Below are 24,939 nucleotides of genomic sequence, written 5' to 3'. Positions count from 1 at the left end.
GGAAACAGCCCCGGGGAACTAAACGGGGCTGCTTCGCGTCCTGCCGCTCTTATTCAGCAGCAGGCTATAGGGCCGCAGCGGCGGCTGCGGTCACCCCGCCTGCCGCATCAGCGCCTGCAGCGCATCCCCCAGCGGTGCGGCCAGCGACACCCCCCTGCCCCCCATCCGGGCCTTGGAAGAGATCACCGAGACCAGCTGCGGCGCCCTGCCCGGACGCTTTTGCAGCACAGGTGAACCGGACGCCCCGAAATCGACCCGGCAGGTGGTGATCAGCGAGCTTTGCCGCGCCGCAATCACCTGGCAGGCGCTTTGCAGCCGGGGCGATGTCGCATTGCGGTGCGAGTAAGACATCACATCCACCCGCATGCCGCGCTCCGGCGCCGCGGCCAGCACCAGCGGGCGGATCACATTTGCACTGATCGGGCTGTCCAGGCGCAACACAGCAATGTCTGTTCCGGTCTGAAACTGTCCGGTCAGGCCATGCCGGTAGCCCGGATGGACAACAGCCTTGACCACTTGGCGCGACGCCTTGGCGCGGCGGCCGTTCAGCCCTGCTTCAAATTTGATACTCCGCGGGTTCACGGCCCGGCCATTGCGGATGTCATACATGCAATGGGCCGCCGTCAGCACCAGATCCGGTGCGATCAGACTGGCTGTGCACATGGCCCTGCCGCCTATGTTCAGGCGTCCTACCGCCTCCCATCCTTGCACCGACTGCGCAGGCGCAGGCTGCCCGGCTGAACCGGGTCCGGCGCCTATGCCGATGAATACGGAAGCTGCAATTGCCAGTAATCGTCTCATAACCCACTCCATGTTCCCACACTGCTATGGTCGGTGAGCCCTGAGGCTGGAATGCGGCTTGCTGCGGTGCCGCGCAGGCGGAAACATGGGCAGAATGAGACAGAATTAACAAAACCTTAACGCGAGGCAGTTCTGTCTGGGCTGAGGCACTCAAACCCCTTATTTTCTTAACGGACCCCTGCGATTTTCGAAAAAACCCCTTAAAAACAAGGGAAAATCCGCCGGGTTTCGTTAGGAAAAAAATTCAGGATTCCCGCTGTTTCCGCGCAAAAGCCAGCTTTGGCGGTAACTTCGCGGCTCAATTACGGCGGAAATGAGCCTTAACAAACGCCTAAACACCGGGTTGGAGGCCGCCCAATTGTTTAACTGTGCGCCACACCCATTGCGGGAAGTTCATTTCCCAATAACCGCATTGCCTGCAATCGTTAAGACTTGCAGCGGCAGCTTTGCCACTGCAGGGTGGCCCGGCCCGATTGCTGACACTGGAGCCGTTGAATGCGCCTGACGCTGTTTCTGACTGCCCTTCTGACCCTGGCTGCTTGCGACGTGCCGGTGATACCGCTGATCTGAAACAAAAAGCCCCGGCGGAAGTGCCGAGGCTTGGGATTGAGTTTTCTACTGTGTGCAAGGGGCGCCGCCCCGCCAAGGCTACTTCTGCGAGACCCGCTGATGCACTTCTTCGGCGCTCTCCAGCCGCTCCGAATAGCGGTCGGTCAGATATGCCTTGCGGCCCCGCACCAGCCAGGTGAATTTCACCAGCTCTTCCATCACATCCACCAGACGTCGGTAAAACGGGCCTTCGGGCAGGCGCCCGCCCTCCCCGAATTCCAGCCAGGCCCTGGGAATCGAGCTTTGGTTCGGAATCGTCACCATCCGCATCCAGCGGCCCAGGATCCGCATCTGGTTGACTGCGTTAAAGCTTTGCGAGCCGCCCGAGACCTGCATTACCGCCAGCGTCTTGCCTTGCGTGGTGCGGATGCCGCCCTGCAGCGACAGCGGCAGCCAGTCGATCTGCAGCTTCATGATGCCGGTCATCGCGCCATGGCGCTCCGGGCTGGACCAGACCATGCCCTCGGACCAGACTGCCAGCTTGCGCAGCTCTGCCACCTTGGGGTGCTCCGCCGCACCTGTATCATCAGGCAACGGTAAGCCGGAGGGATCAAAGATCCGCGTCTCGCAGCCCAGGGCGCGCAGCACCTGCGCCGCCTCCTCAGCCGCCTTGCGGGAATAGCTCACCTCGCGCAGGGAGCCGTACAGCAGCAGAATGCGCGGCGCGTGGCGCGGATCGCCAGGTGCCGCCAGCGCGTCCACATCAATTGGATGCAATTCAGCTTCCGCAATGGCAGGCAGGCTGCCCCCGTCACCGGTCTCAGGCACTGTCTTCCTCCAGGTGCAGTTTCATATCCAGCAGAACCTGCTGCAACAGCACCGTTTCCCTGAGCAGCCGCTTGGCCTCGTTCACGGTGATAATGCCATCTTCCATCGCTTCCTGGTATTCGCTCATCAGCTGGGCAAACCGCTGGCTCAGCGCAATCACATCCGCATTCACACCGCCGCTGCGCCCGGTCTCCTCGGCAGAGCCGTTGCCGTTGTAAGACAGGGTGATGTTCTTCAGCTCCGCCAGCGCCGAGGTCACATGCGGATAGGACGCAGCACTTTCCAGCTTGGCCACTGCATCCACCGGCATGAACCGGTCCGTGTGCTCGGCATTGTCGGAGTAATAGCGCCCCAGTGTTGCCTTGGACTTCCCCGTGATCTGGCAGGCGGCTTCGATGCCGACATCCTTGACCAGCGCTTCGGTGTGTTTCTTCAGATACGACCCGATTTCAGCCATTTATATCCTACCTGGCTTGACCGCCGCCCCCATGGGGGAACGAACCGGTTAATTTCCCATTTCTGACTTGTAGAGGAATTGCGATACCTTATCCATCCCTCAGGTTTTCAGGGATTTAGCGAGTGGAATGATGCAATTGGCATCTGTTGTCCAGTGCAATGCGGAACGGGGTGAGTGACGTTCGGCGGTTTGGGTAATTGGTCTGCCCGGCACTTGGGTTCTCCGGGGCATTCGGCGTGGCCGTTTTAGGGATTTGTTCCTCCCTGGCCATACCCGCCCCGGTGAGCCTTCCCGGCACGGCTTTGCCTCCACCTCGAAAAACCAACACGAATCCGGTTTTCCCCGCAGGCCGGGACGGATAAACCCCGGCCCCATGGCCAAGCTCTATTTCAACTACTCCACCATGAACGCGGGCAAATCGACGGTGCTGTTGCAGGCGTCGCATAACTACCGCGAAAATCATATGGATACCTACCTGCTGACCGCCCGGCTGGATGACCGCGCCGGGACCGGCAGAATCGCCTCGCGCATCGGCATCGGCGAAGCGGCGGATATGTTTGCCGCGGGCGACGACCTTTATGGCCGCATTGAACAGCGTCTGGCGCGCGGCCCGGTGGCGGCGATCTTTGTCGATGAAGCGCAGTTCCTGACGCCCGATCAGGTCTGGCAGCTGGCCCGCGTTGTCGATGATCTGCGGGTGCCGGTGCTGGCCTACGGCCTCAGGGTGGATTTCCAGGGCAAACTGTTCCCCGGCTCCGCCACCCTGCTGGCGCTGGCGGATGAAATGCGCGAGGTGCGCACCATCTGCCACTGTGGCAAGAAAGCCACCATGGTGGTCCGCCAGGACAATCAGGGCCGGGTGCTGACCGAGGGCGACCAGGTGCAGATCGGCGGCAATGAGACCTATGTGTCGCTGTGCCGCCGCCACTGGCGCGAGGCGGCAGGCGATCTGCGCAGCGGTAAGACGGCAGAGTAAGCCGCCCCGAACAATCCGGCTGAAACAATCCACCGCGATTTGTGCTATACTCCTTTGGACCACTTCCAAAGGAGGCCGTCATGACAAACCACGCCCCTCTGGGCGACCCGCTGGCCGGCAAGCTGCGCTTTCACCTGTCCATCATGATTGGCGCCTGCATCGCCGGAGCAGCCGTCATCACCGCATTTGTGCTGGGGTACTACTCAGTCAGGGCCATTCTGGTCTGCGCCGCCATTGGTGCAATCCTAGCCTGGCCGGCAGGCACCTATGCCACCCGCAGGATCAAGCGCGACGATCCCGCCTGGGACCACCGCCGGGACAAGCCCAAAGACGCCTGAGCCGGGGCACGGCTCAGGCTGACATGTTTCAGACCCGGTTGGGCAGCGCCGCGCCACTCAGATAGGCTGCGACATTGTCCAGCGCCATATGGCCCATATCGCTGCGCACTTCCTCGGTGGCGGTGCCCAGATGCGGCAGCAGAGTGGCGTTATTCAGATCGATCAGCGCCTGCGGCACTTTGGGTTCGAACTCATATACATCCAGCCCGGCACCGCCGATTTGGCGGTTCTGCAGCGCGTTGATCAGCGCCGCCTCCTCGACCACCTCGCCGCGGGCGATGTTGATCAGATGCGCATGGGATTGCATCGCACCCAGAACCTCGGCGTTGATCAGATGCGTGGTCTCGGCGCCGCCCGGCACCGCCACCACTAGGAAATCCACCTGCCCCGCCAGATCAATCAGGCTGCCGGCCCGGTCCGCCGGAAAGTCCAGATCCTTCGCTGAACGCGCCACATAAGACACATCCATGCCAAAGCCGAAATGGCAGCGCCGCGCAATCGCCTGGCCGATACGGCCCATGCCCGCGATGCCAACCCGCTTGCCGGTGGCATGCAGCCCCAGCATCTGGGTCGGGTGCCAGCCTGCCCAATCACCCTTGCGCAGCATCCGCTCGCCTTCCGAGGCACGGCGCGCCGACATCAGGATCAGTGTCATCGCGATATCGGCGGTGGCGTCAGTCACTGCCCCCGGCGTGTTGGTCACCTCGACACCCGCGGCGCGCGCGGCCGCCACGTCGATATGGTTGTAGCCAACACCGAAATTAGCCAGCAGCTTGCAGCGGGGCGTGCCCGCCTTGGCAAAGATCTCAGCCGAGAACCTGTCGCCCAGCGTCGGCACGACGATGTCGAACTCCTGGAGCGCGCGCAGCATCTCCGCCTCATTCATCACCGCGTTGGTCTCACGGATTTCCAGATCAGCAAAGGCCTCCCGCGCCCGCGCCGTGACCGCTGCCGTCATCGGCCGCGCAATCCAGATTTTCATTTCAGTGCATCCTCCCGCCCAGCGGGACCTTTCCATCAGGCCCGGCCAGGAATATCTCTCCGTTTTCATCCGGCAGGCCCAGAACCAGGATCTCTGACATGAACGTGCCGATCTGCCGCGGCGGGAAGTTTACGACGGCCAGAACCTGCTTGCCCACCAGCGTTTCCGGCATGTAATGCGCCGTAATCTGCGCTGAGCTCTTTTTTACGCCGATTTCCGGCCCGAAATCGACCCAAAGCTTGATTGCCGGCTTGCGCGCCTCGGGAAACGGCTCTGCACGGATGATTTCACCGGCGCGGACGTCGACCTTCAGGAAGTCGTCAAAAGTGATCTCAGCCACGCGACAACTCCTTTGAACGTTCCGTGGCCGCAGCCACAGCCCGGTTCAGCAGCGCCGGGAAGCCATCATCATCATCCATCAGCACCTCCAAAGCAGCCTGGGTGGTGCCATTGGGGCTGGTTACATTGATGCGCAGCTGGCCGGGGCTTTCCTCTGCCGCCTCCGCCAGCGCACCGGCGCCCGCAACAGTCGCCTTGGCCAGCTGCATCGCCAGTTCCGCCGGCAGCCCCTGCGCCTCGCCCGCGACTGCCAAAGTCTCGATCAGGTGGAACACATAGGCGGGGCCCGAGCCGCTGACGCCGGTGACGGCATCCATCTGGCCCTCGTTGTCCAGCCGCACAACCTGCCCGACGGCTTGCAGCAGCCCCTCGGCACGGTCCAGATCCTCATCGCTGGTATGGGTATTGCCAATAATCGCAGTGATACCGCGCCCGACTGCTGCCGGTGTATTCGGCATCGCCCGCACGATCGGCGATTGCGCGCCCAGAACATCCTCAAAGGTGGCAATCGAAGTGCCGGCGGCCACGGAAATGAACAGGGTGGCGCCGTTGCCGTAGCTTTGCAGCGTGGGAAGCGTCGCGCCCATCATCTGCGGCTTGACGGCAATCAGCACGATGCCCGGCGCCGCGGGCAGTTCTGCGTTGATCTGAACGCCGGTGCCCTGCAGCCAGTCCGAAGGATGCGGGTCAATCACCCAGACCGACGCCGCGGGCAATCCGCCCTCCAGCCATCCGGCCAGCATCGCCGATCCCATCTTGCCGCAGCCCAGCAGCACCAGCCCGCGCGCGGCAATCTCTTGCATATCCATCTTAAGCCCCTCCCCTAAATCCCAGGTTCAGGGCAAGGTTTACGCCCGCCCGTATGCCTCTGCAATGGCGACCTGCATCGCGTCCTGGGTGCTGCGCTTTCCCCAGACCGCCAGCTGGATCGCCGGGTAGTAACGCTCGGCATTGGCGACGGCGGCTTTCAGCATCGCATCAATCTGCTGCGGGCTGGCCATCTGGCCGCCGGACAGCATCAGCCCATAGCGGAACAGCATCAGCTTGTGATCCGCCCAATAGGTAAAGGAGCCTTCCCAGCACTGATCGTTCATGCTGTTGATCAGCTCATACAGCCGCGGCAGCTCAGCCTCCGGCGGTTCCATCTCAAAGCTGCAGACCAGCCGCAGGCATTCCTCATAGCCCGACCAGGCCAGCGTCAGCGAATAGGTGCGCCACTGCCCTTCGACCGACATGGCAATCTGATCATCGCCAACCCGGTCAAAGTCCCAATCATGATGCGACGCCAAATGCTCGACGATGTCGATGGGGTGGATGTCTTCTTCCAAGTGAAGCTCGGATAGTGCCATTTTGCCACCTCTCTCTTTGCCTAGCTTACCGGGCGCAGAGTCTCCCTATAGCTAGCGTACTTTGCTACGGGCCGGGGACGCATCCCCGCTCCCATACAAGATATGGTGGGGCTGAATTGATGATCTGGCAACCTTTATTTTGGGGATATCTGCAATAACTTGTGGATGAACTATCCACAGCCCCCTAGATGCCGGCCCCTGCGTAGCATTTGCAGCCCGGCATTGAAACCGCTTCCTGCACTGTCACCGGTTGTCATCCTGACACCAATGCGCGGGTCATACCGGCGCTTCCAGCCTAAAGCCTCAATTAAGCATTTACAATGCGCATTTTATCATTTACGTGTCTTCCAATGCACCCCGCCTACCCATCAAGGAGCCGCCCTATGACACTGTCAGAAGCTTTTCTATGGCCTGGAACCAAAGTCTGTGAACGCCTGGGCGTCGACCCGGAGGGCGAAGCCGGCCTGATACGCTGGATGGTCAATACGCTTGTCTACCTGACCGTCAGCCTGATTGCTGTCTGGATCATTGCGGTCTGATCGCGCCGCACGCGGTATATCGTGAACACGCCGCCGGTTTTCTGTGTCCAATATGACCGGGCCGCAGAACGCGAAGCATCAAAAACCGCTTCACCCGCGGCCCGGCCGAATGTTTACCTAAACGCGGGCCCATGCGCCCAAACGGTCAGCGACTGGCGCTCGCCGCGGGTAACCGGCGTCACCTGATGCAACAGGAAGCTGGGAAATACTGCGGCGCTGCCCTGCGCCCGGCTGGCGGCCACCACATGGGCCCCCGGCATGATCTCCAGATCGCCGCCGTCATAGGCACCCGGCTTGCTTAGCTGGACAGTCAAGGTCAGCTTGCGCTTACCCGCCACCGGCCCGTCGCCGATGTCTGAATGCCAGGCGAAATGACCGCCGTCGTGCGCCTTGTAACTGGCTGTCTGCGGGCTCTCGCCGAACTCACGGACATCAAATCCGAAGCGTTCCTTGTTGGCCCGGCGCACCAGCGAGATCAGCCGTTCCATCACCCAGCCGGTCCCCGGCACATCGTCCAGCCAGACAACACTGGCCCGGCGCAGGTTGTGATCCCGGGCCCGTCCCACCAGCCGTGCTTCGCTGTCCGGCTCGTCCTTCAATTTCCGCAAAATCTCCGCACATTCCTGTGTACTGAACGCATTGGGAACTGAAAAAACCGACACCATGCCACCATCCTTTTGTTGCAGCAGCGGCAGCATGCGCAGACCGCAGCAGCAAACACTGCGCGGTTTTCGACTTGGTATGCGGAAAGCGACGTATTTCCCCCTGCGGCACCGCAATGCTGCCATGCGCTCACACCATGGCAAAAAAAACCCGCCGCAGTATCTCGCCGCAGCAGGCTCATTCTCAGGCCAGCGCCGCCGGGTTATTTCTGCGCGGTCTCCAGCGCATCCAGCCGCGCCTTCAGCGCCTCATTCTCTTCGCGCGCTTTCTGTGCCATGGCGCGCACCGCGTCAAACTCCTCGCGGGTGACAAAATCGCGGTCCGCCAGCCAGCGGTCGATCATGCTTTTCAGCGCGGTGTCCGCCTCGTCCTTGGCGCCCTGGGCCACGCCCATCGCATTGGTCATCAGCTGGGAAATATCGTCCAGGATCTTGTTGCGGGTCTGCATGCTCTTCTCCGTCTCGGGGCTGACTCCTATATGGGGAAGCGCGCGCGCGGCTGCAAGCCGTTGACTTCTCCCGAAGACCAGAGGCATTCAGACGCATATGCAGGCCATGATCCAATTCCCCGACCTTTCGCCCGAGATTTTCTCGATCTCCCTCGGCTCATTTGAGTTCGCCCTGCGCTGGTATGCGCTGGCCTATATTGCAGGCATCGTCATCGCCTGGCGGCTGGCGGTGGCCGCCCTGCGCCGTCCGGCACTTTGGCCCGCGCAGCAGCCGCCGATGCGGCCCGATCAGGTCGAGGATCTGCTGACCTGGATCATCCTCGGCGTGATCCTGGGCGGGCGCTTGGGTTTTGTGCTGTTCTACCAGCCCGCCTATTATCTGGCGAACCCCGCCGAAATCCTGAAGATCTGGCAGGGCGGCATGGCCTTTCACGGCGGCCTGCTCGGCGTGGTTCTGGCGACGCTGATCTATGCCGCGCGCCACAATATCCCGAAACTGCAGATCGCCGATCTGGTTGCCCATACCGTGGCGCCGGGCCTGCTGCTGGGGCGGCTTTCGAATTTCATCAATGCCGAACTATGGGGCCGCCCGACAGACCTGCCCTGGGGCGTCGCCTTTCCCGGCCCCGCCGCACAGGACTGCGGCCAGGCGCTGGGGGAACTCTGCGCCCGCCACCCCTCGCAGCTGTATGAGGCACTGATGGAGGGGCTGATCCTCGGCGCCCTGCTCTTGTACCTCGCTTGGCGCCGCAATGCGTTTCACACCCCGGGCCGCCTGCTGGGCGTGTTCCTCGCGGGCTACGGCCTCGCCCGTTTCATAGTTGAGTTCTTCCGCCAGCCGGATGCGCAGTTCGTCTCTCCCGGCAACCCGCTGGGGCTTGCTTGGCATATCGACAGCTTCGGGATCACTCAGGGTCAAGCGCTGTCGCTGCCGATGATCGCCATCGGCCTCTGGTTCCTGCTGCGCGCCCGCCATGCCGCCCGGAGCCCGGCATGAGCCTGGCAGATCACCTTGCCGCCCGCATCCAGGCGGATGGCCCGATGTCTGTTGCCGCCTATATGGGGGAGTGTCTGCTGCACCCGCAGTATGGCTATTACACCACCCGTGACCCGCTGGGCGCACAGGGAGATTTCATCACCGCGCCGGAAATCAGCCAGATGTTCGGCGAACTGATCGGCCTCGCCCTGGCCCAATGCTGGCTTGACCAAGGCGCCCCGGCCCCGTTCACGCTTGCTGAACTGGGACCGGGCCGCGGCACCCTGATGGCGGATCTGCTGCGTGCCACCCGCGGCGTGCCGGGGTTCCATGCGGCGATGCAAATCAAACTGATCGAGGCCTCACCGAAACTGCGCCGCACCCAAGCCAATACACTGGAGGCATACGCCCCCGAGTGGCTGGACACGGTGGACGCCCTCCCCGATCAGCCGCTGCTGCTGGTGGCAAATGAGTTTTTCGATGCCCTGCCTATCCGCCAATTCATCCGCAGCGGCGGTCACTGGAGCGAACGCCGCATCGGCCTGACAGACGGCAGGCTGGCCTTCGGCCTCAGCCCCGCCGCGCCGCAGCCCGCCCTGGATCACCGCCTGCCAGACACCCAGGAGGGCGATCTGGTTGAGATCTGCGACGCCGCCGCCCCTGTCACCCAGGCCATCGCATCCCGAATCGCTGCCCATGGCGGCGCGGCTCTGATCGTGGATTATGGCGACTGGCGCGCCCTTGGCGATACCCTGCAAGCCTTGCACGCGCATAAACCCGCTGATCCGCTGCAGGCCCCCGGCGAGGCCGACCTGACCGCCCATGTGGATTTCGAGGTGCTGGCAACAGCCGCCAAAACCGCCGGTTGCGCCTATACACGCCTCACCCCGCAGGGAGTGTTTCTGGAGCGTCTCGGCATCACTGACCGCGCCCGCGCCCTGGCCGCGCCGCTGCAGGGGGAGCCGCTGGACTCCCTGATCGCTGCACATCGGCGGTTGACGCACCCCGATGAAATGGGAAACCTGTTCAAAGTGCTCGGCCTCTATCCCTCGACGGCCGCTCCTTTGCCAGGATTGAACCCATGACGCTTGAAATTCTCACGTCCGATCTGCTTGGCCCGGTGCGGCACGGCTTTTTCACCCGCAGAGGCGGCGCCTCCTCGGGTATCTACCACGGGCTGAACTGCGGCCTGGGCTCCACCGATCAGCGCGAAGCAGTGCAGATCAACCGCGCCCGCGTGGCCGCCGCGATGGACGTGCCCGCCGGAAACCTCAGCGCCGTGCATCAGGTTCACAGCGCCGATGTGCTGGTGGTCACAGAACCCTCGCAGGACCGCCCTCGCGCCGATGCCATGGTCACCAATATACCGGGTTTGGCGCTGTCCATACTGACCGCTGACTGCCAGCCGGTGCTGTTTTGCGACCCGGAGGCCGGCGTCATCGGCGCCGCCCATGCGGGCTGGCGCGGCACTCTGGACGGGGTGCTGGAGGCCACGCTGGACGCGATGGAGGGCCTCGGCGCACGGCGCGAGGACACGGCGGCAGTGATCGGCCCCGCGATCTCGCAGCGCGCTTACGAGGTCGGCCCGGAGTTCTTTGAAGATTTCGTGATGCAGGACGACGGCTACGCCCGGTTCTTTGCCAATGGCGAAGGCGGCCGCTACCTGTTCGACCTGCCGGGCCTGGGCCTGCACAAGCTGCGCCAGGCCGGTGTAGGCGTGGCCGAATGGACCCGTCACTGCACTTATTCCGAGCCTGAGAAATTCTACTCCTACCGCCGCGCGACCCACGCGAAAGAGGCCGACTACGGCCGCCTGATCTCCTGCATTCGGCTTTAAGGCCCCGTTAACCAGGGAAATTGTGGCGAATTTTATTAAATTCCGCCGCATTTCTTACCTTCCGCTGCGGCACCCCCGCAGCAAGATGGAAATCTTGTCAGCCTTTCCAATATCTTAACCAAAACCTCACCAGGCGGCCCCCTGCCGTGCGCCGCTGCGGTGCCAGGGTAAAATTGCCCGTATCCGGTCATATTCGCGGCGCAAATGTTACCCATAAACAGATCAGAAAAACACAAACAGCAGCGGCCCCGCATCCAGGCCGGCTGCCGGGCGAAGGACAGACCAGACCATGAAGATGAACAAGCGTTTTATTGCCTCCATCATCCGCTCCGCCAAGAGCGAGACCGTGACTCTGCCTTGGGCCGCCGCGCGCCGCCGCGATGGCCAGACCTGCAGCCAGCCCCGCCGCCAGGCCGCAAAGCAGAAACTGGGTTAACGCCGGGGACGGGTGCCCTGCCGGCGGCCTCCCCTGGTGCAAACGCGCCAGCCCGGCCAGCCGCCGTCAGGGCATCCAACCGGTCTATGCAAACTCCAGCGGCCGCTTGACGCTTCCTTAGCCGAATCGTCTTAACTCCGTTCCGGCCTGCCGCCGGAACCCGCCCGCAACGGTTTCAGGACCGGCCTGATGTTAACCAGTTTGCTTCAGATTTTTTGACAATTAGAATTAAATCCCGCCATTTAGAGCACATACATAACGTTCAAGCACGTCTGTGTTGCCGGTGGGGGCCGATGCAAACGGGCAGTTTGAAAGGAAAGGTGGCAGCATGACCATCGCCCACTCGCTGCAGAAAGCTGCAGCCAATGCAATTGAAGCCAATGCGTTCCTACAGGATCCAGCAGCGCTGCGCAGTGCAACCAAGCCGCAATTGCGGCGCTATGAGGTCAGCAGCCTCCTGCCCAGCGGTGCGATTTCCGAAACCCGCCACATTGCGCCTGCCCTGCCGTTGTTCGAAGACGCCTTTTGCGCATTTTCCCGCGGCTCATTGGTTGAAACCGCCAACGGCCCGGTTGCCATCGAAGACCTGTTGCCCGGCGATGACATCCTGACCCAGGGCGGCGGCAGTCAGCCGCTGGTCTGGATCGGCCGCACCAGCATTCTACCCGCACGCCCCGGCAGCCGCGGCCGCAGCCACCGCCTGACCAGTTTCATGGCCGACAGCCTGGGCCTGCAAAAACCGGCCTCCAGCCTTGTGGCCGGACCTGCAGCACGGCTGCTGCGCACCCCGCCGCATCTGCAGAGCGCGGACAGCGGACAGCTGCTGACCCCGGTTGCGGAGTTTCAGGACGGTATGAGCATCTTTGAAACCGCCCCGCCGACGCCGGTGGACATGTACCACCTCTGCCTGCCGCGCCACGCAGCAATCACCATCGGCGGGCTGGAATTTGAGACCTACCATCCGGGACCGGATGCGCTGAAACTGGCCAGTTACGCGATCAAGACATTGTTTCTGAACATGTTTGCCCATGCCGACAGCATCCGGGACTTTGGCCCGCTGGCTTATTCCAGGGCCGGCAGCAACAGGTCCAGCCCGGCCATTCTGTAAGCTGAAGGGGCACCCAGCCCCGCATATACACCTAAGCCGGGCACGCCTTTGCCCGGCTTTTTCATGTCAAACCGCTGCGTGTTCGCGCCTTATGCCTCGCGGGCCAGCCGCTCTTCCAGCACCTCAAACGGCACGCCCGGCTCATCCTTAGCGCCGCGGATCACCAGCGAGGTCTTGACGCTGGCCACATTCGGCGTGGTCAGCAGATCGCCGGTCAGGAAGCTTTGGAAGGTGCTGAGATCCGGAGAAACGCATTTCAGGATGAAATCCACCTCGCCGTTCAGCATATGGCACTCGCGCACCAGCGGCCAGCTGCGGCATTTCTCCTCGAACGCGCTCAGCTCCACCTCGGCCTGGCTTTCCAGCCCCACCATGGCAAAGACCTGCACCTCAAACCCCAGCTCGCGGGAATTCACATCGGCGTGGTAGCCGTGAATCAGCCCGGCCTCCTCCAATGCGCGCACCCGGCGCAGACAGGGCGGCGCCGAAATGCCGACCCGCTTGGCCAGCTCCACATTGGTCATCCGCCCATCGGCCTGAAGCTCCGACAAAATCTTGCGATCGATCGGATCAAGGCGGGTTGTGACCATGTTCAATGCTCCTGTGGAATTTGCGTTTCTTATAGCACCGCCGCCGGGCCGCGCAATAATGTTTCATCGCCGCGCAATATTCTTTGCGCCCCAAGGGCGCAAGCCGCAATGCGCGCCTCCCCGGCAGATTTGCACCCTGCCGCATGCCAAGCCTTGGGGGTTTAAGCCCGCGGGTCCTGACGCTATATGCATTGCCTGACGGCGGCACGCCCGCCAGGCTGCATTACGTGGGGAACACACATGAGCGAGACGCGCCACACTAAGGTTCTGATCATCGGCTCCGGGCCTGCAGGCTATACCGCAGGGGTTTATGCCGCCCGTGCCATGCTGGAGCCGGTTCTGGTTCAGGGCATTGAGCCCGGCGGCCAGCTGACCACTACCACCGAGGTCGAGAATTACCCCGGCTTCACCGAGGTGCAGGGCCCCGACCTGATGATCAAGATGCAGGAGCACGCCCAGGCGATGGGCTGTGAGGTCATCGGCGACTATATCACCTCGCTCGACACTTCCGCGCGCCCGGTTGTGGCCAAGGCCGACAGCGGTACAACCTTCACTGCCGATGCGGTGATCCTGGCGACAGGTGCCCGTGCCAAATGGCTGGGTCTGGAATCGGAAGAAAAATTCAAAGGTTTCGGCGTCTCCGCCTGCGCCACCTGCGACGGATTTTTCTACCGCGGCCAGGAGATCGTGGTGATCGGCGGCGGCAACACCGCCGTGGAAGAGGCGCTGTTTCTGACCAATTTCGCCTCCAAGGTGACCCTGGTTCACCGCCGGGATGAGCTGCGCGCCGAGAAGATCCTGATCGACCGCCTGATGAAGAACGACAAGATCGAGCCGCTGTGGTTCCACACGCTGGAAGAGGTCGTGGGCACCGAAAACCCGCTGGGGGTTGAGGGCATCGTGGTCAAGAACGTCCAAACCGGCGAGTTGAAGGAAATCCCCTGCAAAGGCGTCTTTGTCGCCATCGGCCACGCGCCCGCCAATGAACTGGTCAAGGATGTGCTGGAGCTGCACAACGGCGGCTATGTCCAAGTCAAACCCGGCTCGACTGAGACCTCGGTTCCCGGTATTTTTGCCGCGGGGGACCTCACCGACCACAAGTACCGCCAGGCGGTGACGTCGGCCGGTATGGGCTGTATGGCTGCACTCGACGCCGAACGTTTCCTGGCTGAGCAGGACTGATCCCGGATGCCGCATGATTTCGAAACCCAGCGGGCCGGAACTGTTGCGGCATTCAACGATCTGCAGGCCGAACACGGCCTGCCCGAGGCGGCGGACGTTGATTACTTCTTTGTCCCCGCCCGCGACGGCGCCGACTGGCAGCCCCTGGCCAAGGAACTCAGCCGCGAGGGCTACCTCTGCAGCTGGGTCAGCGCAGAGGACAGCGAAGACGGCGCGCCCTTTCTGATCGCCACCCTGCCCGAGCAGATCATTTCCGCCACCGGCATCTGGATCGGCGAGGAAGTGGCCACCCGCGCAGCCCTGTCCCACGGGTTCGCACCGGACGGCTGGGGGCTGGAGGGCTGAGCCTGCCTGCGCAAGGCTGAAACTCAACCAACCCGTTTTGTTTTACCTTTGGCCGGCAATCAGGACCGCAGGCCCGGCGCAGCCGTGCGGCGGGGCCGCCTGTGCCTCTGCGCTGGTTCGCCGCAGGCCACCACCAATCAGTCAAACCTCTGAAATACATCATTTAAACGGCACTTCACATGCGGCTGCACTTTGCCAAACAGGCATCCGAAAAAATTCATCCGCCATTCTGCGGCGCCTTAACCCGGCATTAGACAAAACACCGCAAAACCCTCGCGAAAGCGACTGCACATCAGATCGTTCTGCCGGGGGGCCGAAATGGCGATACGAACTTTAAGCGCGCTCAATGCGGCCGCTTTTACCGTCGATGACGGCTCCCCCCATATGACTGCGGGCAGTTCGATCATCAACAATTCGGACACCCCGGCCGGCACAATCTTTACCTACGATTCCAGTTACGCCATTGAACAGGTCACCCTCGACGACACTGCCGGCGATGCTGATACGATGGAGGATGACCAGTCAGGCGGCCATACCATCGTCGATGGCGGCTCCATGGTGGCCAGCGGCACCCCGGTCGAGGCCGAATCGCACCACTACGTGCAACAGCTTGATGCCGGCGGCAATCCGTTCGGCCCGGTCATCACCATCACCGTGTTTTCCCGGAACGGCGTCACACAGGATGTCTGGGGGTTTTCCACCGATACCCCGCTGAAGGACGGCGCGCGGTACCAGAAAACCTCCGGCAGCAATACCGGCACCTCTCAATACGACAGCTTTGTGCCTTGTTTCGTGACCGGCACCGCCATCTGCACCGATCAGGGCCTGCGCCCGGTGGAACGGCTGCGCCCCGGCGACCGGGTGCTGACCCGCGACAACGGTTTTCAACCGGTTCTTTGGGTTGGCATCCGTCAGGTCGGGCCTGACTGGTTGCAGGCCTGTCCGCATCTGCAGCCGGTGCGGGTTGCGGCCGATGCCTTTGGTCCCGGCCAGCCGGCCCAGGACCTTTGGATCTCGCCGCAGCACCGGCTGCTGCTGAAAGGCGCCGCCTGCCAGATGCTGTTTGAGGAACCCGAAGTGCTCTCTGCCGCCGCCCACCTGCAGGCGCATCCCGGCGTGACCCGGCAGCCGGTTTCCCGGACCACCTATGTGCACCTGCTGTTCGAGCGCCATCAGGCGGTGTTCTCCAATGGTCTCTGGACCGAAAGCTTCCAGCCTGGCAGCCAGCTTCTGGACGGCGGCGGTGCCGCCGCCCGGCAGGAAATCCTGGAGCTGTTCCCCGGTCTCGCACTGGACGACGGCAGCGGCTACCCTGCCGCCCGCAGGGTTTTGAAACAAAAGGAAAGCCGCCTGCTGGCAGACCGGCCCCTGGCGTAAACGCCGTGCTGCCTTGACCGGCGCGCCTGCCCGCCGCAGTCTGCACCCCGGAAACCGCGAAACAGGAGGACCGGGGTGGCAAGCGCACTCTGGCAAGGCAATTGGATCAGCCGCACCCGGATCATCACCGGGCTGGTGCTGCTTACCTATGCCTTCTTCCATTTCATAAACATCGGCCTGGGGCTGTTGTCGCCCGAATGGATGGATGACTTCCAGGACATCCGCCAGCTGATCACCCGCAGCCGGGCCGGCGGCCTGATCCTTTATACCTCGCTGATCCTGCACGCGGGCCTTGCCCTGTGGAACCTGGCCCGCCGCCGCAGCCTCAAGATGCGTTTTGGCGAGGGGTTGCAAACCCTGCTGGGCCTGTTGATCCCGCTGCAGCTGCTCAGCCATCTGGTATTCACCCGCTATTCGCACGAAATCTATGGCGTTAATGATGAATACCCCTATCAGATCGTGCTGATGTGGGCCTCGCCCGAGGTCTGGCAGCAAAGCGCGCTGCTGCTGGCGGTGTGGATCCACGGCTGCATGGGCCTGCACTACTGGCTGCGCCTCACCCGCTGGTGGCGGCCGCTGATCCCCTGGATGGCCGGGCTGGCGGTCTTTATTCCCGGCTTTGCCCTGGCCGGCCTCCTGACCGAAGGCCGCCGTATCTATGACTTGTTTGTCGAAGGCAGCCGGCGTGCCGAACTGATGGCGGATTTCAACTGGCCCAGCCGCGAGGTTTTTGCCGAACTGTTCCAGACTGACAACCGCTGGTTCACCGGTTTCCTCATCCTTTTGGGGCTGACTGCGGCGGCCCATCTTCTGGCCCGGCTGCTGCGCCGCCGCCGGGCGGTGCAGATCCGCTATGCCTTCGGTCCCGAAATCCGCGCCGAGCGCGGCCTGACCCTGCTGCAGATGTCCCAGGCCAACGGGATCCAGCATACTTCGCTCTGCGGCGGCAAGGGGCGCTGCACCACTTGCCGGGTGGTGGTGGACGAAGGCGGCGATCACCTGCCGCCGCCCGCCCCGCCCGAGGCCCGCAGCCTGGAACGGGTCAAGGCCCCCGCCAACATGCGGCTGGCCTGCCAGATCCGGCCAGAGGCGCCGCTGACCGTCACCCGCATGTTCCGCCCCGACGGGCAAAAGGGCCGCGCCCATGCCAGCCAGGGCAGTGAGCAGCAGCTTGCCATCCTGTTTCTGGACATGCGCGGATTTACCGCCCGCACCGCCGGCCAGCTGCCCTATGATGTGGTGTTCCTGCTGAACCGCTTCTTTGACGCTATCGTGCCCGCCGTCACTGGCGCGGGCGGCACCGTGGACAAATACCTTGGCGACGGCCTGCTGGCCTTGTTCGAGGCCCGCTCCCCCGCCCGCTCGGCCCGGGCGGCATTGGATGCCGCAACCGCCATCGGCCATGCGCTTCAGGACTTCAATGCCCAGCTGGCAGCGGATGGCGAACCCGAGATCCGCATTGGTATCGGCATCCACCTGGGCGAGCTGGTTCTGGGCGAAATCGGCAGCGCCGGCCATGCCCCGCGCACCATCATCGGCGGCAGTGTCAACACCGCCAGCCGGCTGGAGGCCAAGACCAAGGACCTGGGCGTCGAACTGCTGATCTCGGCCCGCGTGCTGGAGGCCGCCGGATACGATTCCGGCCATCTGGCGCTTGAGACCTTTGAGCTGCGCGGCGTTGCCGAACCGCTCCGGGCCCTGCCCGTGGCCTTTGCTGCTGCTCTGCCGCGGACCCTGGCCGCAGAACAGCGTTAAGCCCGCCGCGCCCTGCGCAAAACACCTGTCCTTCACTGTCTGCCCTGCCGGACAGACTGCCCGTATCGGCCAGCCGAAGGCGGATAACCTGCCGCCCGCCCTGCCCCGTTGCAGCAAAACAACGCAGCAGAAAATCGCCAATCCTTCGGAATTTGCACTTTGCTTTGCCGACAAACCATGCAATGCGTTCACGCGTGAACACACTTTGATCCGTTGAGCCGTGCCAGAAACCCAGACCATATCCACCCCTGACGAGGAAGACCTGCTCTTCCGGCTCCTGCGCCAGCTTGATGCGGCGCCGGATGCGTCGCAGCGGGCCACGGCTGCGGCGCTCGGAATTTCCCTAGGCGGGCTGAACACGCAATTGCGCAGTGCCGCAGAGACCGGACTGATCACCATCAGCAGCCGTTCCGGCCCCGACAAGCGCCAGCGGTTTGCCTATTCGCTGACCACCCGGGGCGCGGTGGAAAAAATGCGTCTCACCGATCAATTCCTCGCCCGCAAGCTCGCAGAATACAACGCGCTGCACGCGGAACTTACAGGCGCGGCAAGCGGCCTGCCCCCTCTCAAACACAGGACTCATCCTATGCAAAGCAACCTGGCTCCCATTCCAGAGCTCTATGTTTCCTACGAAAGCGCGCAGAAACTGAAGATCGAAGCAGCCGGCCTGACCAGCTGGGATCTGTCCCCGCGCCAGATCTGCGACCTGGAACTTTTGATGAACGGCGGCTTCAACCCGCTCAAAGGCTTCCTGTCGGAAGACGACTACAACGGTGTTGTCGAAAACATGCGCCTGGCCGACGGCTCTTTGTGGCCGATGCCGGTCACCCTGGATGTGTCCGAAGATTTTGCCGGCAGCATCGAAATCGGCCAGGACATCGCCCTGCGCGACCAGGAAGGCGTGATCCTGGGCACCATGACCGTCACTGACCGCTGGGAGCCGAACAAATCGCGCGAAGCGGAAAAGGTGTTCGGCGCCGATGACGACGCGCACCCGGCTGTCAACTACCTGCACAACCAGGCCGGCAAGATCTATCTCGGCGGTCCGGTCACCGGCATCCAGCAGCCCGTGCATTATGACTTCCGCGGCCGCCGCGACACCCCGAACGAGCTGCGCGCCTATTTCCGCAAAGTCGGCTGGCGCAAAGTGGTTGCGTTCCAGACCCGCAACCCGCTGCACCGCGCCCACCAGGAGCTGACCTTCCGCGCCGCCAAGGAAGCCCAGGCCAACCTGCTGATCCACCCGGTTGTCGGCATGACCAAACCGGGCGACGTCGACCACTTCACCCGCGTGCGCTGCTACGAGGCGGTGCTGGACAAATACCCGGCCGCGACCACCTCGATGTCGCTGTTGAACCTTGCCATGCGCATGGCCGGCCCGCGCGAGGCTGTCTGGCACGGTCTGATCCGCGCCAACCACGGCTGCACCCATTTCATCGTTGGCCGCGACCACGCAGGCCCCGGCAAAAACTCGGCTGGTGAAGACTTCTACGGCCCCTACGACGCCCAGGAGCTGTACCGCGCCAACCAGTCCGAAATCGGCTGCGAAATGGTTGATTTCAAGCACATGGTCTATGTGCAGGAGCGCGCCCAGTACGAGCCGAACGATGAGATCGAAGACCGCGACAACGTCACCATCCTGAACATCTCCGGCACCGAACTGCGCCGCCGCCTGGCCGAAGGCCTGGAAATCCCCGAGTGGTTCTCCTTCCCCGAGGTGGTCAAGGAACTGCGCCGCACCAAGCCGCCGCGCTCCAAGCAGGGTTTCACGGTGTTCTTCACCGGCTTCTCCGGCTCCGGCAAATCCACCATCGCCAACGCGCTGATGGTCAAACTGATGGAAATGGGCGGCCGTCCCGTGACCCTGCTGGATGGCGACATCGTGCGGAAAAACCTGTCGTCTGAGCTGGGTTTCTCGAAAGAGCACCGCGATCTCAACATCCGCCGCATCGGCTATGTGGCGTCTGAGATCACCAAGAACGGCGGCATCGCAATCTGTGCCCCGATCGCGCCTTATGCCACCACCCGCCGCGCCGTGCGCGAAGACGTGGAAAGCTTCGGCGCCTTTGTCGAAGTGCATGTCGCCACCACGATCGAGGAATGCGAACGCCGCGACCGCAAGGGCCTGTACAAGCTGGCCCGCGAAGGCAAGATCAAGGAGTTCACCGGCATTTCCGACCCCTACGACGTGCCGCAGAACCCCGAACTGTCGGTCGAGACTGAAAACGTCGACGTCGACAACTGCGCCCACCAGGTGCTGCTCAAGCTGGAAAGCATGGGTCTGATCTCCGGCTGATCCGGACAGCCTAAAGAAACAAGAAAGCGGCCCGCCATTTGGCGGGCCGCTTCCGTTTCCCGTCAGCCTGCTTAGTGGAAAGACTGCGCCTGATTGCCGGAACCTTTGGCAATCTGCGGAGCCCAGACCGCGCTTTCCACTGGAGTAAGCCGGTCGCGGACACGCAGAGTGTACCCGCCTTTGCGTGCCCCGGTCATCCACAGGGCAGCGGATTCCGCATCCCCGGCGCGGGGTGCCAATCCGTGCACCGACAGGCTCAGCTGCGACGCGTCATGCTGCGCGGTCACCCGCAACTGCGCGCCGGCCTCCGCAATCACCGGCTGATCCAGCAGAAACGCCGTCCGCCCCCAATGGCCGCCGGACTGCAAACCGTTTGCCACCAGAATGCCGGGGGCCAGTTCCATCTCAAAACTGACAAAGACCGCATGAATGGTGCCGGCGCCGGCACAGACGAGATCCTTGGCGGCCCGCGCCGGGTTAATGTCCGGCCGGGTGAAATCAAATTGAAACAGATCCGTTGCCATCCCCAAAGGCCGCAGCGCACAGGTTTCCAGATCATTCGGCGTCAGCTGGGCCATGCGCGCAAAGGGGTGAAAGGCGCTCAGATCAAACCCTTCCGCCTCCTGCGGACGCCAAAGGTCCAGCAAATCACCGCTTTCCACCGGTTGCGCCTTCAGCGTTCCCCGTTCAGGCACCGCCCGCGCATCCGGTTTGGCCAGCGCGCCCATGGCATGGGTCAGTGTCGCCAGCGCCCCCTCGCCCAGCAAAACTGTATCGACGATCTCTGAGATCACCACATCCGCTTGTTCCGGCATATCCTTGCCTATGACAATATCGTGGGACCATTTCGGAATGACCGTTATGCGGCCGCTCAAACCGTTCTGCGCGATGACACGGGTTGCGGCCTCGGCAATCAGCGGTTGCTGCTCGCAGGTGTAGACATGTTTTGCACCGGCCCGTGCTGCCAGCATTGCCGTCAGACCCGCACCGCAGCCGATATCCAGCACCACATCGCCCGGCCGCACCTTGGCCGCGATGGCCTGGGCATAGGCCCGGTTGCGGGCCTTGTCGGCGAGCATCGGGAAATGCCAGCGCGGCACAAACGCCTGATGCAGCCGCTCCTGCAGCACCTGCGCTTCGTGGTGGCAGGGGTCTGCCGCCAGCGCGTCCGATAGGATCTGCGAGGTCCGGATGCCGCCATCGCCCAGGGATTCGGATTTTGCCAGCCGGACCAGTCTCTCTGCTTCTTGCGTGTCCGGATGCCGGCGCAATTGAGGCGGTTGGGGCGTCTGATTTTGAAGCAATTCTTACTTTCCCTATTTTGAGGCAAATGCGGTTTTTTGAGACTATCCGCCATGCGCCTCTAAAATTCGGTAAAGGAATAGCGCGGGCCGCCGCCCCCTTGGACAAAAGCAGCCCCCGCGCCCTCCGCGTTCAAATTACCCTATTACCCGCAGCACGATCTGCCAGGACGCTGCCGCAGATCCCCTGAAACCTAAACGCTGTCCGGCAAATCCACCGTGCCGCGCATCAGCACAAAGCCTTCGCCCGCCACCTGCACGCCCTCAATCGCCTCCGCAGACCCGATCCGCGCCACCCGTGCCTGGCCGGGTCGGCCAAGGCCATGGCCCTGCTCGGCGGTAAACTCAGACCTTTCCATCAGCCCGTGACGCCACAGATACGACGCCATGGCGCCGGTCGCGGACCCGGTGAACGGATCCTCCGGCGGGCTCGGCGGCGCCATAAGCAGGCGCGAAAACGTATCACCGGCCTCTGTCGCGCCCTCCAGCACCACCAGAAACGGCTCCATCATGTCGATGCCGTCGGCACCCAGGGAATTACCCAGCAAAGCCAGCGCCTCCAGGTTCAGCTCTGCCGCCTCCAGGGCCGCACGGTCGCGCAGGACCGTCACGCAGAACGGCAGCCCGGTCGAGACCTTCTGCGGGCGGCCCACGATCGCCTCAACCGGCAGCGACACCGCCGCCGCCACCAGCGCGGGATCGGCAAAGGGGCCGAATTGGGGCGCCACCTGGGTCATCGAAATCAGATCACCCTCCAGCGTCACCGGCACAATCCCCGCCCCGGTTTCCAGCGTGATGCTGTCCCCGGCCACCAGCCCCCGGTCCCGCATCGCCGCCACCGTGGCAATGGTCGGATGGCCGGCAAAGGGGATCTCGCGGCTGGCCAGGAAATAGCGCACCTTCACATCCGCCACCTCGGACGGGCCGGTAAAGGTGCATTCCACCAGCGAGGTCTCCCGCACGAAAGCGGTGCAGACAGCCTCGGGCAGATGCGCGCCGCCATGCACCACCGCGCAGCCATTGCCGCCAAAAGCGCGGCCCGAGAAGGCGTCCACCCAGTCAAAGTTGAAATCTGTCATTACGCGTTCCTCCGCCGCATTTGCGCAATATAGGCCTTTGCGGCCCCCGGTGTCTTGCGCAGCTCCATGACCTGCGCCTCGAATGCGCCCAAGCCGGTGCCGAATGCCTCCTGAAATGCCTGATCCCAGCTCTTGCCGGTGCTAAGCTGCCGCCAGAACCCAAACAGGGCATCCTCGCCATGTATCCGGGTCAGAATATGCACTGCAAAATGCGAAAAGTCATAGTCGCCTTCGGTACGGACCGTCCTAGACGCCCGCATCGCCTTCAGGCTTTGCGTCGATTTCAGGGACGCATCCCGCAGCTCGGACAGGCCCGGCGCACGCAGGCGCAAGGCCTTCTTTCCAAACCGCGCCGCCACCAGCTCGGCGCTGCCCTCCACCAGCCAGGACGGCCCCATCCGGCGCCGCACCGCCGCCCCGTTCAACCCTTCTGCACGGGCACCGCCCAGTTCCGCCTGCACCAGATGCATGTATTCATGCGCCATCATCATCCCCAGCCATTTGCGCGAGCGCTTGAGCCAGGCCTTGTCCGCCTGATGCGGATTGTCCCAGCAGATATACATGAACTTCAGATAGGCAGCCCCCGCGACGCCAAAGGGTTTGTTGCAATGGGCGGCAATGGATGCATCCGGGTTGAACCGGGCGCTGGACATCTGGCTGAGCAGACGGCGCACATAGGTTTGAACTGTCTTGGTATTTCCTGCAGCCGCGATGCCGGTATTGCCGGCCAGGACGATACCGTATTCCCTGTCCATGAACCGCAGGGTCCGCTCATAGGCTTGCCGGACGCCTTTTTCTGCGTTCGGCGAATCTGCCAGAACCTGGACCGGCGCTGCCGACGGCAAGTGTTTTTCCAGCCCGGATTTCAGCGCCGGCAGCTCCCGGCACCAATGGATCGCGGTTTTCTGCGTCAGCGCAGGCAGGCCCGCCAAATGCCCGGCCTTTGCCGCGGCGGGTATCTGCCGCAGGGACGTCCAGGCGCGCAGTGTTGCCTGCGACAGCGCCCCGTCACGGCGGCCGGGATCATATCCCAGATCCGCCAGATGCCCTTGCACGCATTTGACAAATGGATCGGCAGCCGCGGGAACGGCCAGCAGGGCAAATCCCAAAGCAGCTGCGATCGGGCGGATTGTACGGAACATGAAAAGCGCCTTCCTTGAACCTGATGCCTCAAAACAATTCAGGCCCCCAAAATGGGAGCCTGCTGTTGAAAAAATCAAGCGCTTTCGGGTGGATGCGCCCCGGTTACCCGGACGTCAATGCACCGAAACCGGTGTCATGTCGTTCTGCCGCGCCAGCACATAGGCCAGATGCCGATCGGCCACCAGCGCCAGCTGGCCGCCTTCCGCGTCATGCACCGCATAAAGCTGCGCATGGCCGCCCGCGCTGTCCTGCACGTCTTTGGGAAGATCTGCCACCGCAACCGCCTTTACATAAACGGTCCGGTCTGCGCCCTGGCTGAAATCAAACGGTGTATGCATTGCTCTTACCCCTTTTTGATGTTGATTGTCTGAACCACGGTTTCGGGCCGGGCACGGGTCAGATCCACATGCAGCAACCCGTTTTCCATCACCGCCTCGCCCACTTCGACGCCATCGGCCAGCACGTACATGCGCTGAAACTGGCGCGCCGCAATGCCGCGGTGCAGGAACACCCGCCCCTCGCTGTCGTCGCGCTGGCGGCCGCGGATCACCAGCTGGCGGTCCTCAACGGTAATCGCCAGGTCCTCTTCGGCGAACCCGGCCACGGCCAGGGTGATGCGGTAGGAATGATCGGAAGTCTGTTCGATATTATAGGGAGGATAGCCTTCGTTGCCCGATTTCGCCGAGCGTTCCAGCAGGCGTTCCAGCTGCTCGAACCCCAGCATATGCGGGTAAGAGCCCAAGGTAAGTTTCGACACGGTGTTCGTCCTTTATGCCAAAGCGACGGATGCGCGCGGCCCCGTAACAGGCGGCCGCTTCCAGAAGAATATGGGAAGTTCTTGCTGGTTTCACAAGAGCATGTGCCCATAGGTCTAGCGGAAAAGCGGTTAAGGAAGTATCTTCAGCCTCACTTCATTCCTAAGCTTTACTGAGTCGCCAATGAACGCACCCACAGATGTGTCGATGAAGACAGATGAGGTCCTCAAGGTTGAGCTGGAAGTTTTCCGCAGGCAGCACCGTGATCTGGACGAAGCAATCGGCGCGCTGGAAGAGCGCCCGACCAGCGACCAGCTGACGATCCGCCGCCTGAAGAAACAAAAGCTCATCCTCAAGGACAAGATCGCCTTGATCGAAGACCGGCTGACCCCGGATATTATCGCCTGACAGTGCCGCCGGCACCAGGCAGGCCCGCGCCCAAACCGCCGGACCAAAACTGCAGAACGCAGTGCCTTAACAGTTTCAACAG

The 24,939-nt window shown here is 62.9% G+C and carries 29 protein-coding genes; 14 read left to right on the top strand and 15 right to left on the bottom strand.

Annotated features, from left to right (window positions below):
• Nucleotides 1-90: 90 nt before the first annotated feature.
• The 3 genes from K3724_RS05945 to K3724_RS05935 all read right to left on the bottom strand — a co-directional run bounded on the left by K3724_RS05945 (nt 91) and on the right by K3724_RS05935 (nt 2,635).
• Complete coding sequence (locus K3724_RS05945) at nt 91-801, bottom strand: serine protease (RefSeq protein WP_259990944.1); 711 nt, start codon at nt 799-801, stop codon at nt 91-93.
• 648 nt (nt 802-1,449) lie between these two features.
• Nucleotides 1,450-2,178, bottom strand: coding sequence for an arsenical resistance protein ArsH (gene arsH, locus K3724_RS05940; protein ID WP_311200211.1), 729 nt, complete (start codon nt 2,176-2,178; stop codon nt 1,450-1,452).
• The gene (locus K3724_RS05935) at nt 2,171-2,635 is read right to left on the bottom strand and encodes a hypothetical protein (protein WP_129370227.1); all 465 of its coding nucleotides are present in this window, start codon (nt 2,633-2,635) and stop codon (nt 2,171-2,173) included. The genes arsH and K3724_RS05935 overlap by 8 nt, the downstream gene beginning before the upstream one ends.
• A gap of 373 nt (nt 2,636-3,008) precedes the next feature.
• Here K3724_RS05935 and K3724_RS05930 point away from each other — a divergent pair, with 373 nt between their 5' ends.
• Nucleotides 3,009-3,611 (top strand): thymidine kinase, encoded by a 603-nt coding sequence (locus tag K3724_RS05930; RefSeq protein WP_259990942.1) that lies wholly within the window; start codon nt 3,009-3,011, stop codon nt 3,609-3,611.
• A gap of 80 nt (nt 3,612-3,691) precedes the next feature.
• Nucleotides 3,692-3,949 (top strand): hypothetical protein, encoded by a 258-nt coding sequence (locus tag K3724_RS05925; protein WP_237456217.1) that lies wholly within the window; start codon nt 3,692-3,694, stop codon nt 3,947-3,949.
• A 28-nt stretch (nt 3,950-3,977) separates the two neighbouring features.
• Here K3724_RS05925 and K3724_RS05920 read toward each other — a convergent pair whose 3' ends face one another.
• From K3724_RS05920 to K3724_RS05905, 4 genes are read right to left on the bottom strand one after another with little or no spacing between them, the layout of a single operon-like run.
• On the bottom strand, nt 3,978-4,931 hold the full coding sequence (locus K3724_RS05920; protein ID WP_259990939.1) for a D-glycerate dehydrogenase: 954 nt from the start codon (nt 4,929-4,931) through the stop codon (nt 3,978-3,980).
• 1 nt (nt 4,932) lies between these two features.
• A complete protein-coding gene (locus K3724_RS05915) occupies nt 4,933-5,271 on the bottom strand; it encodes a tRNA-binding protein (RefSeq protein ID WP_259990937.1) in 339 nt (112 codons plus the stop codon).
• Nucleotides 5,264-6,079, bottom strand: coding sequence for a pyrroline-5-carboxylate reductase (gene proC / locus K3724_RS05910; protein WP_259990936.1), 816 nt, complete (start codon nt 6,077-6,079; stop codon nt 5,264-5,266). The genes K3724_RS05915 and proC overlap by 8 nt, the downstream gene beginning before the upstream one ends.
• 39 nt (nt 6,080-6,118) lie before the next feature.
• Nucleotides 6,119-6,619, bottom strand: coding sequence for a YbjN domain-containing protein (locus K3724_RS05905; protein WP_129370222.1), 501 nt, complete (start codon nt 6,617-6,619; stop codon nt 6,119-6,121).
• Between the two features lie 383 nt (nt 6,620-7,002).
• Here K3724_RS05905 and K3724_RS05900 point away from each other — a divergent pair, with 383 nt between their 5' ends.
• Entirely contained in the window at nt 7,003-7,158 is a 156-nt protein-coding gene (locus K3724_RS05900) for a hypothetical protein (protein ID WP_169730796.1), read from the top strand.
• A 113-nt stretch (nt 7,159-7,271) separates the two neighbouring features.
• Here K3724_RS05900 and K3724_RS05895 read toward each other — a convergent pair whose 3' ends face one another.
• Together K3724_RS05895 and K3724_RS05890 are read right to left on the bottom strand one after the other, a co-directional pair.
• Nucleotides 7,272-7,823, bottom strand: coding sequence for a 2OG-Fe(II) oxygenase (locus K3724_RS05895; protein ID WP_259990932.1), 552 nt, complete (start codon nt 7,821-7,823; stop codon nt 7,272-7,274).
• A 200-nt stretch (nt 7,824-8,023) separates the two neighbouring features.
• Nucleotides 8,024-8,269, bottom strand: a complete 246-nt coding sequence (locus K3724_RS05890; protein WP_259990929.1) for an accessory factor UbiK family protein — start codon at nt 8,267-8,269, stop codon at nt 8,024-8,026.
• A gap of 97 nt (nt 8,270-8,366) precedes the next feature.
• Here K3724_RS05890 and lgt point away from each other — a divergent pair, with 97 nt between their 5' ends.
• The 5 genes from lgt to K3724_RS05865 all read left to right on the top strand — a co-directional run bounded on the left by lgt (nt 8,367) and on the right by K3724_RS05865 (nt 12,626).
• Entirely contained in the window at nt 8,367-9,266 is a 900-nt protein-coding gene (lgt, locus tag K3724_RS05885; RefSeq protein ID WP_259990927.1) for a prolipoprotein diacylglyceryl transferase, read from the top strand.
• On the top strand, nt 9,263-10,330 hold the full coding sequence (locus K3724_RS05880; RefSeq protein ID WP_259990925.1) for a class I SAM-dependent methyltransferase: 1,068 nt from the start codon (nt 9,263-9,265) through the stop codon (nt 10,328-10,330). Before lgt ends, K3724_RS05880 begins: the two co-directional genes overlap by 4 nt.
• Nucleotides 10,327-11,082: a peptidoglycan editing factor PgeF gene (gene pgeF / locus K3724_RS05875; RefSeq protein WP_259990923.1), complete on the top strand. Its 756-nt coding sequence runs from the start codon at nt 10,327-10,329 to the stop codon at nt 11,080-11,082. The genes K3724_RS05880 and pgeF overlap by 4 nt, the downstream gene beginning before the upstream one ends.
• Before the next feature lie 289 nt (nt 11,083-11,371).
• The gene (locus K3724_RS05870) at nt 11,372-11,518 is read left to right on the top strand and encodes a hypothetical protein (RefSeq protein WP_259990921.1); all 147 of its coding nucleotides are present in this window, start codon (nt 11,372-11,374) and stop codon (nt 11,516-11,518) included.
• Between the two features lie 328 nt (nt 11,519-11,846).
• Complete coding sequence (locus K3724_RS05865; RefSeq protein ID WP_259990919.1) at nt 11,847-12,626, top strand: Hint domain-containing protein; 780 nt, start codon at nt 11,847-11,849, stop codon at nt 12,624-12,626.
• Nucleotides 12,627-12,715: 89 nt separating this feature from the next.
• Here the strand turns inward: K3724_RS05865 and K3724_RS05860 are convergent, their stop codons facing one another.
• A complete protein-coding gene (locus tag K3724_RS05860) occupies nt 12,716-13,216 on the bottom strand; it encodes an Lrp/AsnC family transcriptional regulator (RefSeq protein WP_027258143.1) in 501 nt (166 codons plus the stop codon).
• Nucleotides 13,217-13,456: 240 nt separating this feature from the next.
• Between K3724_RS05860 and trxB the strand changes: the two genes are divergently transcribed.
• The 5 genes from trxB to K3724_RS05835 all read left to right on the top strand — a co-directional run bounded on the left by trxB (nt 13,457) and on the right by K3724_RS05835 (nt 20,171).
• Nucleotides 13,457-14,398 (top strand): thioredoxin-disulfide reductase, encoded by a 942-nt coding sequence (gene trxB / locus K3724_RS05855; protein ID WP_259990917.1) that lies wholly within the window; start codon nt 13,457-13,459, stop codon nt 14,396-14,398.
• 6 nt (nt 14,399-14,404) lie between these two features.
• Entirely contained in the window at nt 14,405-14,743 is a 339-nt protein-coding gene (locus tag K3724_RS05850; protein ID WP_259990915.1) for a ribonuclease E inhibitor RraB, read from the top strand.
• 318 nt (nt 14,744-15,061) lie between these two features.
• Nucleotides 15,062-16,120 (top strand): Hint domain-containing protein, encoded by a 1,059-nt coding sequence (locus K3724_RS05845; protein WP_259990913.1) that lies wholly within the window; start codon nt 15,062-15,064, stop codon nt 16,118-16,120.
• A gap of 75 nt (nt 16,121-16,195) precedes the next feature.
• Complete coding sequence (locus K3724_RS05840) at nt 16,196-17,875, top strand: adenylate/guanylate cyclase domain-containing protein (protein WP_259990911.1); 1,680 nt, start codon at nt 16,196-16,198, stop codon at nt 17,873-17,875.
• Nucleotides 17,876-18,095: 220 nt separating this feature from the next.
• Complete coding sequence (locus tag K3724_RS05835) at nt 18,096-20,171, top strand: bifunctional sulfate adenylyltransferase/adenylylsulfate kinase (protein WP_259990909.1); 2,076 nt, start codon at nt 18,096-18,098, stop codon at nt 20,169-20,171.
• A 71-nt stretch (nt 20,172-20,242) separates the two neighbouring features.
• Here the strand turns inward: K3724_RS05835 and K3724_RS05830 are convergent, their stop codons facing one another.
• The 5 genes from K3724_RS05830 to K3724_RS05810 all read right to left on the bottom strand — a co-directional run bounded on the left by K3724_RS05830 (nt 20,243) and on the right by K3724_RS05810 (nt 24,451).
• Nucleotides 20,243-21,475: a 50S ribosomal protein L11 methyltransferase gene (locus tag K3724_RS05830; protein ID WP_409201402.1), complete on the bottom strand. Its 1,233-nt coding sequence runs from the start codon at nt 21,473-21,475 to the stop codon at nt 20,243-20,245.
• A 191-nt stretch (nt 21,476-21,666) separates the two neighbouring features.
• A complete protein-coding gene (locus K3724_RS05825; protein WP_259990905.1) occupies nt 21,667-22,551 on the bottom strand; it encodes a PhzF family phenazine biosynthesis protein in 885 nt (294 codons plus the stop codon).
• The gene (locus K3724_RS05820) at nt 22,551-23,693 is read right to left on the bottom strand and encodes a hypothetical protein (RefSeq protein ID WP_259990903.1); all 1,143 of its coding nucleotides are present in this window, start codon (nt 23,691-23,693) and stop codon (nt 22,551-22,553) included. The genes K3724_RS05825 and K3724_RS05820 overlap by 1 nt, the downstream gene beginning before the upstream one ends.
• Before the next feature lie 114 nt (nt 23,694-23,807).
• Nucleotides 23,808-24,032, bottom strand: coding sequence for a DUF1150 family protein (locus tag K3724_RS05815; protein WP_129370209.1), 225 nt, complete (start codon nt 24,030-24,032; stop codon nt 23,808-23,810).
• A 5-nt stretch (nt 24,033-24,037) separates the two neighbouring features.
• Nucleotides 24,038-24,451, bottom strand: a complete 414-nt coding sequence (locus K3724_RS05810; RefSeq protein WP_205877370.1) for an Hsp20 family protein — start codon at nt 24,449-24,451, stop codon at nt 24,038-24,040.
• A gap of 181 nt (nt 24,452-24,632) precedes the next feature.
• On the opposite strand from K3724_RS05810, the gene K3724_RS05805 reads away from it, so the two are divergent.
• On the top strand, nt 24,633-24,857 hold the full coding sequence (locus tag K3724_RS05805; RefSeq protein WP_129370208.1) for a YdcH family protein: 225 nt from the start codon (nt 24,633-24,635) through the stop codon (nt 24,855-24,857).
• Nucleotides 24,858-24,939 lie beyond the last annotated feature (82 nt).

Origin of the sequence: Leisingera sp. M658 (assembly GCF_025144145.1) — a bacterium.
Classification (GTDB): domain Bacteria; phylum Pseudomonadota; class Alphaproteobacteria; order Rhodobacterales; family Rhodobacteraceae; genus Leisingera.
This window is presented reverse-complemented; position numbering and strand designations above follow the sequence as displayed.

Excerpts from the sequence above, each read along its gene's own strand:
- K3724_RS05845 (WP_259990913.1), top strand. The coding sequence starts at position 15,062 with ATGGCGATACGAACTTTAAGCGCGCTCAATGCGGCCGCTTTTACCGTC.
- K3724_RS05805 (WP_129370208.1), top strand. The coding sequence starts at position 24,633 with ATGAACGCACCCACAGATGTGTCGATGAAGACAGATGAGGTCCTCAAG.
- K3724_RS05870 (WP_259990921.1), top strand. The coding sequence starts at position 11,372 with ATGAAGATGAACAAGCGTTTTATTGCCTCCATCATCCGCTCCGCCAAG.
- K3724_RS05935 (WP_129370227.1), bottom strand. The coding sequence starts at position 2,635 with ATGGCTGAAATCGGGTCGTATCTGAAGAAACACACCGAAGCGCTGGTC.
- K3724_RS05925 (WP_237456217.1), top strand. The coding sequence starts at position 3,692 with ATGACAAACCACGCCCCTCTGGGCGACCCGCTGGCCGGCAAGCTGCGC.
- K3724_RS05920 (WP_259990939.1), bottom strand. The coding sequence starts at position 4,931 with ATGAAAATCTGGATTGCGCGGCCGATGACGGCAGCGGTCACGGCGCGG.
- trxB (WP_259990917.1), top strand. The coding sequence starts at position 13,457 with ATGAGCGAGACGCGCCACACTAAGGTTCTGATCATCGGCTCCGGGCCT.
- K3724_RS05865 (WP_259990919.1), top strand. The coding sequence starts at position 11,847 with ATGACCATCGCCCACTCGCTGCAGAAAGCTGCAGCCAATGCAATTGAA.
- K3724_RS05890 (WP_259990929.1), bottom strand. The coding sequence starts at position 8,269 with ATGCAGACCCGCAACAAGATCCTGGACGATATTTCCCAGCTGATGACC.
- K3724_RS05880 (WP_259990925.1), top strand. The coding sequence starts at position 9,263 with ATGAGCCTGGCAGATCACCTTGCCGCCCGCATCCAGGCGGATGGCCCG.
- K3724_RS05900 (WP_169730796.1), top strand. The coding sequence starts at position 7,003 with ATGACACTGTCAGAAGCTTTTCTATGGCCTGGAACCAAAGTCTGTGAA.
- K3724_RS05905 (WP_129370222.1), bottom strand. The coding sequence starts at position 6,619 with ATGGCACTATCCGAGCTTCACTTGGAAGAAGACATCCACCCCATCGAC.
- K3724_RS05895 (WP_259990932.1), bottom strand. The coding sequence starts at position 7,823 with ATGGTGTCGGTTTTTTCAGTTCCCAATGCGTTCAGTACACAGGAATGT.
- K3724_RS05930 (WP_259990942.1), top strand. The coding sequence starts at position 3,009 with ATGGCCAAGCTCTATTTCAACTACTCCACCATGAACGCGGGCAAATCG.
- K3724_RS05815 (WP_129370209.1), bottom strand. The coding sequence starts at position 24,032 with ATGCATACACCGTTTGATTTCAGCCAGGGCGCAGACCGGACCGTTTAT.
- K3724_RS05850 (WP_259990915.1), top strand. The coding sequence starts at position 14,405 with ATGCCGCATGATTTCGAAACCCAGCGGGCCGGAACTGTTGCGGCATTC.
- K3724_RS05945 (WP_259990944.1), bottom strand. The coding sequence starts at position 801 with ATGAGACGATTACTGGCAATTGCAGCTTCCGTATTCATCGGCATAGGC.
- lgt (WP_259990927.1), top strand. The coding sequence starts at position 8,367 with ATGCAGGCCATGATCCAATTCCCCGACCTTTCGCCCGAGATTTTCTCG.
- K3724_RS05820 (WP_259990903.1), bottom strand. The coding sequence starts at position 23,693 with ATGTTCCGTACAATCCGCCCGATCGCAGCTGCTTTGGGATTTGCCCTG.
- pgeF (WP_259990923.1), top strand. The coding sequence starts at position 10,327 with ATGACGCTTGAAATTCTCACGTCCGATCTGCTTGGCCCGGTGCGGCAC.
- proC (WP_259990936.1), bottom strand. The coding sequence starts at position 6,079 with ATGGATATGCAAGAGATTGCCGCGCGCGGGCTGGTGCTGCTGGGCTGC.
- K3724_RS05825 (WP_259990905.1), bottom strand. The coding sequence starts at position 22,551 with ATGACAGATTTCAACTTTGACTGGGTGGACGCCTTCTCGGGCCGCGCT.
- K3724_RS05860 (WP_027258143.1), bottom strand. The coding sequence starts at position 13,216 with ATGGTCACAACCCGCCTTGATCCGATCGATCGCAAGATTTTGTCGGAG.